Source organism: Pseudomonas sp. PSKL.D1, assembly GCF_028898945.1.
Taxonomy (GTDB): Bacteria; Pseudomonadota; Gammaproteobacteria; order Pseudomonadales; family Pseudomonadaceae; genus Aquipseudomonas.
In genome coordinates this window covers 5,033,776-5,047,113 of sequence record NZ_CP118607.1, presented here as the reverse complement: position 1 = coordinate 5,047,113, position 13,338 = coordinate 5,033,776, and the positions used below count along the sequence as shown (strand labels likewise).

The following is a 13,338-nucleotide window of genomic DNA, read 5'->3' as shown; positions in this document are numbered from 1 at the left end:
TTTGGAGATTGAACCATGGCTCACAAAAAGGCTGGTGGTAGTACTCGTAACGGTCGCGACTCAGAATCGAAACGCCTTGGCGTGAAGATGTATGGCGGCCAGGTTATCAAGCCAGGCAACATCATCGTCCGTCAGCGCGGCACCGAATTCCACGCTGGCTACGGCGTTGGCATGGGCAAGGACCACACCTTGTTCGCCAAGATCGAAGGCGTGATCAAGTTCGAGAAGAAAGGCGAGTTCATGCGCCGTTACGTGAGCATCGTCGCCGCTTAATAGCGACGTCGCTCCAGAAGCCCCGTCATGCGACGGGGCTTTTTCGTTTGTGGTGAGCCTCTTGCAAAGCTGTTTGTATGGGCTGCCGGCGTGGTTAACTGGTCGTACGGGGCCGCCGCGCTCATTTTTGCAAGAGCCTCAGGTTTTTTAAGTATTCAACTCGTCGGAAGGCGAGAGGCGGTTTTTTGAATGAAGTTTGTTGACGAAGTATCCATTCGGGTCAAAGCCGGTGACGGCGGCAACGGTTGCATGAGCTTCCGTCGCGAAAAGTTCATCGAGAACGGCGGCCCCAACGGCGGTGACGGTGGTGATGGTGGTTCGGTGTACATGGTTGCCGACGAAAACCTCAACACCCTGGTCGACTACCGCTACACCCGCCACCACGAAGCCCAGCGCGGCGCCAACGGCGGCAGCACCGACTGCACCGGCAAGAAAGGTGAAGACCTGTTCCTGCGCGTGCCGGTTGGCACCACGGTGATCGACGCTTCCACCCAGGAAGTGATCGGCGACCTGGTGGCCCCTGGCCAGAAGCTGATGGTCGCCCAAGGCGGCTGGCACGGCCTGGGCAACACCCGTTTCAAATCCAGCACCAACCGTGCGCCGCGCCAGACCACCCCGGGCAAGCCAGGTGATCAGCGCGACTTGAAGATGGAGCTGAAAGTACTGGCCGACGTTGGCCTGCTGGGCCTGCCGAATGCGGGCAAGTCCACCTTCATCCGCTCGGTTTCCGCCGCCAAGCCGAAAGTGGCCGACTACCCGTTCACCACCCTGGTGCCAAACCTGGGCGTGGTCAGCGTCGACCGCTGGAAGAGCTTCGTCATCGCCGACATTCCCGGCCTGATCGAAGGCGCATCCGAAGGTGCCGGCCTGGGTATCCGCTTCCTCAAGCACCTGGCCCGTACCCGCGTGCTGCTGCATTTGGTCGACCTGGCGCCGCTGGACGGCAGCAGCCCGGCCGACGCTGCCGAAGTGATCATCAACGAGCTGGCGCAGTTCAGCCCGGCATTGATCGACCGCGAGCGCTGGCTGGTGCTGAACAAGTCCGACATGGTCATGGACGACGAGCGCGAGGAGCGCGTGAAGGAAGTGGTCGAGCGCCTGAACTGGGATGGCCCGGTTTACGTGATCTCGGCTATCTCCAAACAGGGCACCGAGCAGCTCAGCCACGACCTGATGCGCTACCTCGAAGACCGCGCCGACCGCCTGGCCAACGACCCGGCCTACGCCGAAGAGCTGGCCGAACTCGACCAGCGCATCGAAGACGAAGCCCGTGCCCAGCTGCAGGCCCTGGACGACGCGCGCACCCTGCGCCGTACCGGCGTCAAGAGCGTGCACGACATCGGCGATGATGACGACTGGGATGATTTCGAGGACGACGAAGACGGCCCGGAAATCATTTACGTGCGCGACTGACCGGTTGCAGTACACTAAACGCCGCTCAAATGAGCGGCGTTTTGGTATCTACAGATTCGACACAGGTTGGAAGAGAAGATGCGAAGCAAGGTGACTGGCGCCAAGCGCTGGGTCGTGAAGATTGGCAGCGCGCTGCTGACCGCCGATGGCAAGGGCCTGGACCGTGGCGCCATGGCCGTGTGGGTCGAGCAGATGGTGGCCCTGCGTGAAGCGGGTGTGGAACTGGTGCTGGTGTCCTCCGGGGCCGTGGCCGCTGGCATGAGCCAGCTGGGCTGGACGTCCCGACCGAGCGCGATGAACGAGCTGCAGGCGGCTGCGTCCATCGGCCAGATGCGCCTGGTGCAGGCCTGGGAGTCGAGCTTCGGCGAGCACGGCAAGCACACCGCGCAAATCCTGCTGACCCACGACGACCTTTCCGATCGCAAGCGTTACCTCAACGCACGCAGCACCCTGCGTACCCTGGTCGACCTGGGTGTGGTGCCGGTGATCAACGAAAACGACACCGTGGTCACCGACGAAATCCGCTTTGGCGACAACGATACCCTGGCTGCGCTGGTGGCCAACCTGGTGGAAGCCGACCTGCTGGTGATCCTCACCGACCGTGACGGCATGTTCGACGCTGACCCGCGCAACAACCCCGAAGCCCAATTGATTTACGAAGCCCGCGCCGACGACCCGTCGCTCGACGCCGTGGCTGGTGGTACCGGCGGCGCGTTGGGCCGTGGCGGCATGCAGACCAAGTTGCGTGCGGCTCGCCTGGCAGCACGTTCCGGTGCGCACACCATCATCATCGGTGGCCGTATCGAGCGCGTGCTGGACCGCCTGAAGGCCGGTGAGCGCCTGGGTACGCTGCTGTCGCCTGAGCGCGGCATGCTGGCGGCACGCAAGCAGTGGCTGGCCGGCCACCTGCAAACCCGTGGCACTTTGGTGCTGGATGCCGGTGCCGTACAGGCGCTGCGTGCGGCCAACAAGAGCCTGCTGCCGGTGGGTGTGAAAACCGTCCAAGGCAGCTTCCGTCGTGGTGAGATGGTGGTTTGCGTGGGCCCGGATGGCATTGAAGTGGCGCGCGGCCTGGCCAACTACAGCGCACTCGAAGCGCAGAAGATCATTGGCCAGCCATCAGACGCCATCGAAAGCCTGCTGGGTTACAGCGCCGAGCCGGAATTGGTGCACCGCGATAACCTGGTGCTGGTATGAGCCTGCTGAAGCGGCTGTTCGCCGTTGTACTGCTCGCACTGCCGGTAGTGGCAACGGCCGAGGAGATCGGTCAGGTTTCCACCGTGTTCAAGTTCCTCGGGCCGAATGATCGCATTGTGGTCGAGGCTTTTGATGATCCCAAGGTTGAAGGTGTGACCTGCTATCTGTCGCGCGCCAAGACTGGCGGCGTGAAAGGTGGATTGGGGTTGGCGGAGGACCGGGCAGAGGCATCGATTGCCTGCCGTCAGGTAGGGCCGATCAACTTCAAGGGTGAGTTGAAGGACGGTGAAGAGGTGTTCAAGGAGCGCACCTCGCTGGTGTTCAAGACCATGCAGGTGGTGCGCTTTCTGGACAAGAAGCGCAACACGCTGGTGTACCTGGTGTACAGCGACCGCATGATCGAAGGCAGCCCGCAGAATGCGGTGACGGCGATACCAATCCTGCCTTGGGCGCATTGATAGCGTAAGAGGGAGGCCTTTGGCCTCCATCGCGGATAAATCCGCTCCTACAAAGCCGTGTAGGAGCGGATTTATCCGCGATGGGCCGCGAAGCGGCCCCAATCAAATCAGGCCAATTCCTCAGCCTCATCCTCCCGCACAATCGCCTTTACCTCATCCCGGCGGCTGATGTACTTCCAGTCCGCCTCATCGATGTAGATGCCATTCGGCCCGCTACCACCTTCCAGGTCGATTGCTACCCGCGCAGAAACCTGGGGCTTCACACTCGCCAGAATCGGCACAAAGCCCAGCTGCAAGCTGGTTTCCAGCAGCGCCGCCTGGTTGCGTTCGTCGATGTCCGCCGCCTCGTCGAGGTAGTACGGCAGGCGAATGCGCCCGGCCAGGTCGCGGTCCATCAGGTGCAGCAACAAGTACATGTTGGTCAGCGCCTTGATGGTCATGGTGGTGCCGTTGGACGCGGCGCCGTCGATGTCGGCGTGGATCACGGGCTGGCTGTTGATCTTGGTGATCTCGAATGCCAGCTCGAACAGGTCTTTCAGGCCCAGCTGGTTGTGGTTGGCCGCCACCAGCCGCGCCAGGTACTCCTTGGCCTCTTCGTTCTTGTGGTCCTGCTCGGCGCTCTGGGTCAGGTCGAACACCGACAGGGTTTCGCCTTCTTCGTACTGGCCAGCGCTGTGGATGATCTGGTCGATGTGCTTGAGCGCTTCCTTGTTCGGCGCCAGTACCACGCGGAAGCTCTCCAGGTTCGACACCTGGCGCTTGTTGATCTCGCGGTTGAACAGGGCCAGCTGGTGCTCAAGGCTGTCGTAGTCGCTGCGGATGTTGCGCAGGGTACGGGCGATGTCGGTGACCGCCGCACGGCGCGCCTTGGCCAGGGTAAGGGCCTCGTCGGTGCGGTGTGCATAGGCATTCACCAGCAGCTGCAGGCGGCGCTCCATGTCGTCTTCGCTGTCGAACTTGGCCACGCCTTTGAGGCGAACCTGGGCGTACAGTGCCTCGATCTGGTTGTCGACGCGCTGCAGGCCCTGCCAGCTGTCCTGGTAATCGTTGAGCAGCGGCAGCAGGTTGTCCATGGAGTCGTCGACCGCTTCCATGAACGGCGTGCCATACGGCAGGTCGGCTGGCAGCAGTTGGCGGCGGCGCAGGGCGTCTTCCAGGGTGCGTTGCTTGGCTTCAAGGTCGGCGATCTGGCGGCCAACCAGTTGCAGTTTGGCCGACAGCTGCTGGACGCGCTCGGTGAAGGCGTCGCTGGAGCGCTTGAGTTCGTCCTGGGCGGCTTCCAGCTGCGCCAGTTGCTCCATCTTCTCGGGTTCTTCAGCCGACAGGGTTTCGCTGCGGCGGAAGTCTTCCAGGGCCTTCTGGGCGTCGAGCACCTCTTGGTACAGGGCTTCGGTCTGCGCTTTGGAGGCGGTGCGGTCGGCCGCTACCGATTGCTGGGTCTTGAGCTGCTTGAGCTCGCGGTCCAGGCGGTCTTTCTGGTCGCGCAGAGCGGCGCGGTCGGCCAGGGCCTGCAGGGCCGGTGGGTCGATGTGCGAGATATCGATGGAGATGCCCGGCGCCTCGAAGCGCTCGCCCTTGAAGCTTTCGAGCACCGCTTCGAGGGATTTTACCCACAGGTCGCTGTCGTCCAGCTCGATGCCGCGGTCGCCCAGTGGCAGGCTGAACAGCGCGCCGTTGAACAGGCGCATCAGGCGGTCGACGTCTTGCTGGGAGAACTCTTCGCGCAGGCGGGCGTAGCTGTTGTTGTCGGCGTGGTCGAGCTGCTGCTTCACCTGCTTGAGGCGTTTTTCCAGGTCACGCACGCGCTCGTCGAGGTCTTCGGCCGAAAACTGGCGCGACTGGGCCAGGGCACCGGCGAGCTCGTCGTGGGCATCCTTGGCGGCGAGCAGCTGCTGTTCGAGCATCTTGACGTCATCGACCAGCGCGAACCGGTGCTTGAGCACCGACAGCTCGCCTAGCCAGCGCTGGATGCCGGTGATTTCGCGTTCCAGGCGCATCAGCTCCTGGGTGCCGCCACGCTGGTCATTCTGCAGGCGGTCTTGCTCACCACGGTAGTGCTCGGCCTGGATAACCAGTTCTTCCTTGCGCGCCATGGCGTATTCCTGCCAGGTGCCCAGCAGGTTGTCGAGCAGGGGCGAAAGGCGGTGCAGCTTGCCGCGCAGGATGTCGCGTTGGGCCACACCACCGGCCAGGGCCTCGACCAACGGGCCGGCAGCGACCAGGGCGTTGTAGTCCTGTTCCATGCGGCGCACGTCGCGGAAGGCTTCTTCACAGGCGGCGATGTAGTCGACGCTGCCCGAACGCAGGCTGTGCTCGAAGGCATCGAGGAACAGTTGCTTGAGCTTGGCGGCGGTGATTTCGCGCATGTGCAGCAGGTTGATGAACAACGCACGGAAGGTTTTCAGGCTTTGCTCGCTGGTGGAGCGTAGCGGGATCAGGGTGAGGTCCAGCGGGCACGAGGTGTGGCCGCCGACCAGCAGCCGGCGCAGTTCATCCGGTTTGAGCTCGTAGGCTTTCAGGCCCAGGCGCTCAAGGTTGGTGAACAGCTCCTTTTGGCGCAGGCAGGTGTCGTTCTTCTGGTAGTGGGCCAGGTCCAGCTCGCCTTTGTAGGCAAAGAACTGGTGGCCGAAACCGCCACCCGGGCCACGGCCGACCACGCCAATCACGTGTGGGCCGTGGGGCAGGTTCAGTTCGCACAGGATGTAGGACGTATCGCTGGCGAAGTAGAAGCGGCGCGACTGCTCGAGGCTGTACTTGCCGAAGCTCATGTCCGACATGCGTGCCAGGATCGGGAACTGCAGGGCGTTGATCGACGCCGATTTACCCAGGTTGTTGGCACCGTACACCGACAGCGGGTGCTCCAGCGGGAACAGGCCGAGGCTGTAGCCGGCGGTGTTGAGCAGTGCGAAGCGGCGGATGCCGTAGCGTTCCTGGCTCATGCGTCAATCTCCTGTTGCTCTTCGCGGATGGCCCGTGCCAGGGCTTCTTCCTCGCTTTCCTCGTCGCCGAACGGCGCGAGGTCGAGCGGGTCATCGGTGCGGTTGAGTTCTTCGGGTGTTTCTTCCTCGACCAGCACCGGGGTTGGCAGCGGCAGGTCGCTGTGCAGGCTGGCGGCCAGGTCGCGGTCCTGTTGCACCGACAGGCACACGTCGAGGAAACGGTGCATCGGCGGCAGGAAGCGGTAGATGCCGCCTTCTTCATGGGCGAAACCGAGCTGGGTCATGCGGCGCATGATCTTTTCTTCCAGCTCGTCGACCGTTTGCACTTCGGCTTGCAGGAACAGGTCGCGGTACTTGTCCAGCAAGGACGGCAACTCGTCACGGCCGATGCTGCCGCCATCGAGCACGGCCATCGGGTCGCGGCCCTGGTCGGCCAGGTGTTCCACCAGGATGAAGGTGAACAGCGACAGGCGCTGGGCGGTCTTGTTGACCTGCGCGGCAGCCTGTTCGGGCACGAAGTAGTAGAAACCGCGGGTGTCACACACCAGCTCGAAGCCCAGGGCCTTGAACAGGGTGCGGTACTGGTCCTGGAAGTTGGACAGCTGGGCGTACATTTCCGGGTCGCGGCGGCTGACGTGGAAGCCCTTGAACAGCTCGCGGAAGATCGGCGCGAGCTGGGACAGTTCGGAAAGATCAAGATGCATTGGCTGGGCTCGCGTGGGTTTCAGGTTGCGCTTCGCGGCTGGAGGCCAGGGCGAACGAGCGCAGGCTGACCAGGTGTTCATGGGTGGAGTACTCGCGCCGCTCCAGGCGTTCGCGCTTGAAGCGCTTCTCGCGTGACAGGCGCGAGAACCAGTACAGCAGCTCGTCTGTGGCGCCTTCGGGCTCCTGCTCCAGCAGCCAGACCATCAGGTCGGGCAGGGGCAGGGCGTCTTCGCAGCGCTCGAGCATTTCCTTGACGGTGCGTGGTGCGCTCGGCAGCGGGCCTTTTTGCGTTTTGTGCGCCTTGGGGAACTTGGCTGGCTTCGGCTCGAAGCGCGCCAGTGCATAAACGTAGGCCTCAACCTGGCTGGCGCTGCCGAGGAAGGTGCTTTGCGGGCGGGTGAACAGCGGCATGGCGGCCTGCGGCACGGCGTCGATGCCTTTGCGGCGGATTACCGACAGGGCCAGCGCGGCGCCACGGGTCACGGCGTTGTGCCGGCGGGCTTCTTCACGCAGCGGCAGCAACAGTTCGCGGGCGTGGCGCAGGGTGAGCTGGGCGCTGGTTTGCATTTCCAGGATGCGCGCGTGGGTGCGCAGCAGCATGTCGTCGTCGACCAGGTGGCCCAGGCGCGCCTGCTCGCCGAGGAGTTTGAGCAGAACGGTTTCGACCTTGCGCACGCCTTGTTCGAAGGCGCCGTCGGCGTTGACCAGCTGGATCATCGGCTCGACGTATTCGTCCCAGGTTGCCAGTACTTCGGCATAGCGCTGGCGCAGCGGGATCTGCCGGTTGCTGGTCTTGGCCCGTTCAGCCACGGCCACCAGGGCCTGTTCGTCGTTGTCGAGCTTTTTCAGCACATCGCGTACGCGCATGTCGAGCAGGCGCAGCTGGCGCGCGAGGTCGTCGCTGTCCCGGTTGTCGAAGGCGTCCTGAATGTGCCCAGCCAGGCGCTCCAGGTGGCGCAGGTAGGCTTCGATCTCCAGGCACAGGCCCAGCCGGTGCTCGCGGCGCAGATAGGCAAGGAAGTCGTGGATCTGGGCATTGAGCTCGAAGCGGTTCGGGCTCTTGGCCACCGGCACCAGGATATCCAGGCGGATCCATACGTCGAGCAGCTGGGTGATGTCCTGCGGCGTGCTTTCCACCTGCTGGCGGCCCAATTGCTGGCGCAGTTCCACCAGGCTCAGGGTGCCCTGGTCGAAACGCTCGCACAGCGGCTCGATCAGGGCCCAGTGTTCGGCTAGGGCGCGCAGGACGCGCTTGGGTTCGATCATTGGCGTCTACTCGTTGCCAAGTAAAAAGGGGGCGATTGTACTTCATCCGGGGGGGAGGTTTTCACCCCTTGGTCTGTAATGAGGTTTTTTGGGGGGAGCGGTGAGGTTTGTTGTGGTTGTGAGATCTGGCGCCGCTTTGCGGCGCATCGCGGATAAATCCGCTCCTACAGGGATCGCGTACGCCTTTGTAGGAGCGGATTTATCCGCGATGCGCCGCACCGGCGGCGCTCGGTCGCTCAGACGCTGCAAAACCCGAGGTGTACACGCTAGAATACCCCCCCAAACCAAGCCCCGGACCCCATTCCTTGCTCACCGAACCCCGCCGCCGCGCCTACCTTTCCGCCATGCAAGTGGTGCACTGGCTGCCGCGCGCCGAACTGCCGTTTGCAGCGCCTTCACGGCCCGAATTGCTGCTGCCGCAGGCGCCGGTCGAAGAGGTGGAGTTCGAGGCACCGGTGGCGCCTCGCGAAGCACCAGCCACCCCTCAGGCCCGCTCGGTAGAGCGCCCGAAGATCGAAGTGCCGCGCCCGGGCAGCACGCCAAAGCCCGCCGCAAAGCCTGCCGAGGAAGAAGTAAAAGCCCCTGCACCGCGCCCGGCCCCGGTTCCGCCTCCGCGTTTTGCCTTGCAATTGCTGCGGGCCGGCAGTTGCCTGCTGCTGGTGGAACTGGCCACCGGCCAGCCGTTCCAGAGCCGCGACCCGTCCTACTTGCTGCTCAAGGACATGCTGCGCGCCGCTGGCCTGCCCGACGCCCCGCAGATTATCGGCGAGCCGGTGCGCTGGCCGTTACTGGTGCGCGGCAACATGGACCAAGGCCCGGACGCCGCGCGCGATTTCGTGCAGGGGTTCATCCAGGCGCGCCTGGAAGAGGCTCCCTGCACCTGTTTGTGGCTGATCGGCCTGCCGGCCCTGCGCTATGCCGGCAATGCCGACGCCGAAGCTTATTACCAAGTACTCAAGCCCAACGGCCTGGGCGATGCCTGGGCCTTGCCGGGCCTTGAACTGTTGATGGACGAGCCGCAGCGCAAGGCGGACGTCTGGCAAGCGATGCGCCAGCTGATGGCGCGCTGGAAGAGCGTTGAATGAGTGACTCGATCAGCTTCCGCCCGATGACCGAGGCGGATCTGGATAGCGTGCTGAAGATTGAATATGCCGCCTTCAGCCACCCCTGGACCCGCGGCATCTTCCAGGATGCGCTCAAGTCCTACGAAGTGTGGCTGATGTTCGACGGGCAGCAGCAGGTCGGCCATGGGGTGATCAACGTGATCATCGATGAAGCGCACTTGCTCAACATTACCGTCAAGCCCGAGAACCAAGGTCGCGGGTTGGGGCTACGCTTGCTTGAGCACCTGATGGCGCGGGCTTATCAAATGAATGGGCGTGAGTGCTTTCTTGAGGTGCGGGCCAGCAATCAGTCGGCATATCGCCTGTATGAGCGCTATGGCTTCAACGAGATTGGCCGGCGGCGCGACTATTACCCGGTTGCGGGTGGTCGGGAGGATGCGTTGGTGATGGCTTGTACCTTGCTTGAGGACTGAGTGACCACACGGAGGGCGTGAATGAGGGGCGCAACGTGGCTGTTGATGGCGGTAATGGCCGGTTCGGCCCAGGCCGATGAGCGCGATGTGTGGATGTTCGCGCAATGGGCGGGTGATCATCAAACCCGGCCGTTTCGCGAGATGCTGGTGGATGCACGGTTGTATGGCGTAGTGCCGATCCACCAATTGTTGCGCTCGGCTTCTGACTGGAAACAGTGCCATGCCTCACCCTTCGTGGTGCCGCCTTCGGCCAACTGGCCAGCGGTGCGTTCTACTCTGGCGTTGATCAAAACGCTCGACTCCCAAGGCCTCATAGGCCAGTTCGAAGTGGTTTCAGCCTACCGCGACCCAAGCCTGAACCGCTGCGCCGGTGGCGCCGTGGGCAGCGCACATACTCGGGCCTTTGCGGTTGATATCCTGTTGCCGCGCGGGGCCGACCCCAAGCCGCTGTGCCAGTTCTGGCGGCAGAACGGCCAGGCCTGGAACATGGGTCTGGGACGTTACCCCACGGGGCGCATTCACCTCGACACGGCGGGTTATCGCACGTGGGGTGGTGATGGCAGTGCCGGTTCTTCGTTCTGCAGCAAATCCATCTGATTCAGGCACGCCCGGCTTTCGGCGGTTACCCAGTCGGCGAATTGCTGGCGTTTGCCGCCATCGTTGATCGGTTGCGGGCTCAGTAATACGTAAGCCGAGCCGTCTCGTAACAAGCCGAAAGGCGCATGCAACTGCCCATTATCGAGTTCGTCGTGCACCATCAGTGCTGAGGCGATGGCTACGCCCAAACCAGCGTTGGCAGCCTGCAGTGACAGGTAGAAGTGCTCAAAGTCGCTGCGCTCGGTATGCCGTGCCCGCTGGCCGCTCAGGCGCAGCCAGGTGGACCATGCGGTTGGGCGGGTGTTGCTGTGCAGCAGGCGTTGGCCATCGAGCTGCGCGTTGGCATGGCAGCTGACCGGGCCAATCCATTCTTCGCAGACTGGTTGGCTGTATAGGGTGGGCGGCCAATGGAAGTCGTCGCGCCTCAGGGCCAGGTCGATGCCGCTGCGGGCGAAATCTACAGGGCCGCCGGCGGCGACCAGTTGCACTTGCAGGCCCGGGTGCGCAGCGTGAAAACGCGGCAGGCGCGGGATCAGCCAGCGCATGGCGATGGTGGGCTCGCAAGACAGCACCAGTACGTTGTCCCGCTGCTGTTGCTGCAGGCGCTGCACGGCACCGTCAAGTTGCTCGAAGATGGCCTGAGTGGTGCCGTGCAGCGCGCGGCCTGCCGGGGTAAGGAAGATTGCCCGGTTGCGCCTTTCGAACAGGTCGACGCCGAGGCTTTCCTCCAGCAGGCGTATTTGCCGGCTGACCGCCCCGTGGGTGACATGCAGGCGCTCGGCTGCGCGCACGAAACTTTCGGTTTCGGCGGCGATGTCGAAATAGCGCAAGGCGTTGAGGGCTGGAAGCTTCATGGTTTCTGATTACCGGCACAGCATTTGTGTGAGAAAAACTATCAGACAAGCCCCACTATAAATCGATTTTTCTAAACAGGCATGCTCGCGATAATCGCCACATCTGTGCATTTTCATCGCCTATAGAGAGCTGCCTTCATGACTGAACTGTTTGCCATCGCCCTGTTCACCATCCTGGCCGTGATCAGCCCGGGTGCCGATTTCGCCATGGTCACCCGCAGCAGCTACACCCACGGCCGCAGGGCCGGGCTGGCGGCGGCAGTGGGCATTGCCCTGGGTGTACAAGTGCACGTGCTGTATACGGTGCTGGGCATCGCCGTGATCATCAGCCAAAGCCCGTCACTGTTCCTGGCCATGAAAGTGCTCGGCGCCGGTTACCTGATTTACCTGGGTTACCAGTCACTGACCAATACCACCCGCATCCGCCTCGATGGCCAGCTGGCGCAGGCGGGGCGGTTGGCGGCGTTACGCAACGGTTTCATGACCAACGCCCTCAACCCCAAGACCATGCTGTTTGTGGTCAGCGCCTACACACAGGTTGTTCAGCCGGGCAGCCCGCTGGCACTGAACCTTGCCTATGGCGCTTTCATGTCGTTTGCCCATTGGGCCTGGTTCAGCCTGGTGGCGGTGTTTTTTTCCAACAACGCGCTTCGCAAGGCGATGATCGACCGGCAGCAACTGGTGGACCGCTTGATCGGTTTGGCGTTGATCGGCCTTGGCATGGCTGTGGGGGTGAGTGGCGTGCGTTGACGAGGGCACCGGCTTTGCCGGTGATCGCGGCTGAAGCCGCTCCTACAGGGGGCGGCTTTTTTCTGTAGGTTTTCTGCGGGCAAAAGAAAAGGGCCTACCTTGCGGTAAGCCCTTTTCAAGTTTGGTGGCTACACAGGGACTTGAACCCCGGACCCCAGCATTATGAATGCTATGCTCTAACCAACTGAGCTATGTAGCCGATGGCGCGCATTATTCCCTTGTGATGCCCCTGTGTCAACACTCATTTCAAAAAAAATTTGCACGCTTTCAAAAACTTAGCCGCCAAGCCCGTTCTAGCGGACGATCAGCCACTGCCCGAGCACGCCGTGAAGCTGCAATTGCTGTGCGGCTGCCAGTGCGTCCAAGGTTTCGGCAGGGCGGTCGAGGTTGAAGTTGCCGCTTACACGCCTATAAGCGGTTTGCTCATCCATCAGCCACACGCGACGGCCCTGGTGGCTGGCCAGCCGTTCGATGACTTGCCCCAACGGCATGTCACTGGCGCGCAGTTGCCCGTTGCGCCAGGCGTCGGCGGTTTTCACGTCGGCTTTTTGCACAGGGTTGATACGTTCCTTGGTAAACGTCACGCGTTCACCGGCCGATACCATGCGCTGGTCGCCACCCAAGGCAACCATGGCCTTGCCATTGATCACCACCAGTTCGTCATGGTCGCTGTGGCGCGCGATCATCAGGCGTGTGCCGAACACCTGGATCCGGGCATCGTCTACCTGCACTTCCATGGCGCGGCCGTCGAGCATCACTTCCAGATAGACCTGCCCTTGTACCAGGTGCAAAAGCCGGGTGCGCCCGCGCAAGTCCACATTCATGGCGCTGGCGCTGTCCAGGTGCAGGGCAGAGCCGTCGGCCAGGCGCACGCTGCGGCGCTCGCCTGCATCGGTGTGCAGCTCGCTGCCCAGGCGCTGCATCAGTGGCCAGTACAAATACGCCAGCGCTGCCAATGCCAGCAGGAACACCGCTGCCAGCCCCTTGCCAAGGTGGCTGCGTCGGGCACTGATCTGTCGCGGACGGGGGCGGGCAGGGGGCGGCTGCAATTGTTGCCAGCAGGCTTCGAGTTCGGCATAGGCGCGCGCATTGAGCGGGTCTTGGCACCACTGGGCGAATGCCTGGCGTTCACGCTCGTCGCAACCGGGTTGGCGCAGGCGCGAGAACCACTCCAGCGCTTCCTGCTGAGGGTCGGCCTGAACTTGCATGGCGGGCATCGGGCTCATGGGCGGTGTGCTCGTGAGAGGGCGGTTTGGCCCAACGATTACGGAGAATATAGGCTTGGGATGCTAAATATATTGAGAACCATTTGCAAGTGTGTGCGACGAGGGGAAAAAAAGGTAGCTATG

Annotated in this window: 13 protein-coding genes and 1 tRNA gene; 8 read left to right on the top strand and 6 right to left on the bottom strand. The window is 62.9% G+C overall.

Features of this window, described 5'->3' with window-relative positions; genetic code table 11:
• Nucleotides 1-15: 15 nt before the first annotated feature.
• The 4 genes from rpmA (at nucleotide 16) to PVV54_RS22520 (ending at nucleotide 3,341) form a co-directional block, all read left to right on the top strand.
• Nucleotides 16-273: a 50S ribosomal protein L27 gene (rpmA, locus tag PVV54_RS22535; RefSeq protein ID WP_003247464.1), complete on the top strand. Its 258-nt coding sequence runs from the start codon at nucleotides 16-18 to the stop codon at nucleotides 271-273.
• Between the two features lie 189 nt (nucleotides 274-462).
• The gene (gene cgtA, locus PVV54_RS22530; RefSeq protein WP_274907352.1) at nucleotides 463-1,686 is read left to right on the top strand and encodes an Obg family GTPase CgtA; all 1,224 of its coding nucleotides are present in this window, start codon (nucleotides 463-465) and stop codon (nucleotides 1,684-1,686) included.
• A 78-nt stretch (nucleotides 1,687-1,764) separates the two neighbouring features.
• A complete protein-coding gene (proB, locus tag PVV54_RS22525) occupies nucleotides 1,765-2,883 on the top strand; it encodes a glutamate 5-kinase (protein ID WP_274907351.1) in 1,119 nt (372 codons plus the stop codon).
• On the top strand, nucleotides 2,880-3,341 hold the full coding sequence (locus PVV54_RS22520) for a CreA family protein (protein ID WP_446731431.1): 462 nt from the start codon (nucleotides 2,880-2,882) through the stop codon (nucleotides 3,339-3,341). The genes proB and PVV54_RS22520 overlap by 4 nt, the downstream gene beginning before the upstream one ends.
• A gap of 107 nt (nucleotides 3,342-3,448) precedes the next feature.
• On the opposite strand, the gene mksF is transcribed toward PVV54_RS22520, so the two are convergent.
• From mksF to mksB, 3 genes are read right to left on the bottom strand one after another with little or no spacing between them, the layout of a single operon-like run.
• Nucleotides 3,449-6,280 carry an Mks condensin complex protein MksF gene (gene mksF / locus PVV54_RS22515; RefSeq protein ID WP_274907350.1) on the bottom strand — a complete coding sequence of 944 codons (2,832 nt, stop codon included), beginning with the start codon at nucleotides 6,278-6,280 and terminating at the stop codon, nucleotides 3,449-3,451.
• The gene (gene mksE / locus PVV54_RS22510) at nucleotides 6,277-6,984 is read right to left on the bottom strand and encodes an Mks condensin complex protein MksE (protein WP_274907349.1); all 708 of its coding nucleotides are present in this window, start codon (nucleotides 6,982-6,984) and stop codon (nucleotides 6,277-6,279) included. The genes mksF and mksE overlap by 4 nt, the downstream gene beginning before the upstream one ends.
• Nucleotides 6,974-8,251 carry an Mks condensin complex protein MksB gene (gene mksB, locus PVV54_RS22505; RefSeq protein ID WP_274907348.1) on the bottom strand — a complete coding sequence of 426 codons (1,278 nt, stop codon included), beginning with the start codon at nucleotides 8,249-8,251 and terminating at the stop codon, nucleotides 6,974-6,976. Before mksB ends, mksE begins: the two co-directional genes overlap by 11 nt.
• A 305-nt stretch (nucleotides 8,252-8,556) precedes the next feature.
• Here mksB and PVV54_RS22500 point away from each other — a divergent pair, with 305 nt between their 5' ends.
• The 3 genes from PVV54_RS22500 to PVV54_RS22490 are packed head-to-tail and all read left to right on the top strand — an operon-like array spanning nucleotide 8,557 to nucleotide 10,385.
• Nucleotides 8,557-9,336, top strand: a complete 780-nt coding sequence (locus PVV54_RS22500; RefSeq protein WP_274907347.1) for an energy transducer TonB — start codon at nucleotides 8,557-8,559, stop codon at nucleotides 9,334-9,336.
• On the top strand, nucleotides 9,333-9,788 hold the full coding sequence (gene rimI / locus PVV54_RS22495; protein WP_274907346.1) for a ribosomal protein S18-alanine N-acetyltransferase: 456 nt from the start codon (nucleotides 9,333-9,335) through the stop codon (nucleotides 9,786-9,788). Before PVV54_RS22500 ends, rimI begins: the two co-directional genes overlap by 4 nt.
• Nucleotides 9,789-9,809: 21 nt before the next feature.
• Complete coding sequence (locus PVV54_RS22490) at nucleotides 9,810-10,385, top strand: D-Ala-D-Ala carboxypeptidase family metallohydrolase (RefSeq protein WP_274907345.1); 576 nt, start codon at nucleotides 9,810-9,812, stop codon at nucleotides 10,383-10,385.
• On the opposite strand, the gene PVV54_RS22485 is transcribed toward PVV54_RS22490, so the two are convergent.
• Nucleotides 10,325-11,239 carry a LysR substrate-binding domain-containing protein gene (locus tag PVV54_RS22485; protein ID WP_274907344.1) on the bottom strand — a complete coding sequence of 305 codons (915 nt, stop codon included), beginning with the start codon at nucleotides 11,237-11,239 and terminating at the stop codon, nucleotides 10,325-10,327. The two genes, PVV54_RS22490 and PVV54_RS22485, sit on opposite strands and share 61 nt — an antisense overlap.
• Nucleotides 11,240-11,377: 138 nt before the next feature.
• Here PVV54_RS22485 and PVV54_RS22480 point away from each other — a divergent pair, with 138 nt between their 5' ends.
• Nucleotides 11,378-11,989 (top strand): LysE family translocator, encoded by a 612-nt coding sequence (locus PVV54_RS22480; RefSeq protein WP_274907343.1) that lies wholly within the window; start codon nucleotides 11,378-11,380, stop codon nucleotides 11,987-11,989.
• 122 nt (nucleotides 11,990-12,111) lie between these two features.
• Here PVV54_RS22480 and PVV54_RS22475 read toward each other — a convergent pair.
• Both PVV54_RS22475 and PVV54_RS22470 read right to left on the bottom strand, forming a co-directional pair.
• A tRNA-Met gene (locus PVV54_RS22475) sits at nucleotides 12,112-12,188 on the bottom strand.
• 94 nt (nucleotides 12,189-12,282) lie between these two features.
• A complete protein-coding gene (locus PVV54_RS22470; RefSeq protein WP_274907342.1) occupies nucleotides 12,283-13,215 on the bottom strand; it encodes a FecR family protein in 933 nt (310 codons plus the stop codon).
• Between the last annotated feature and the right edge of the window lie 123 nt (nucleotides 13,216-13,338).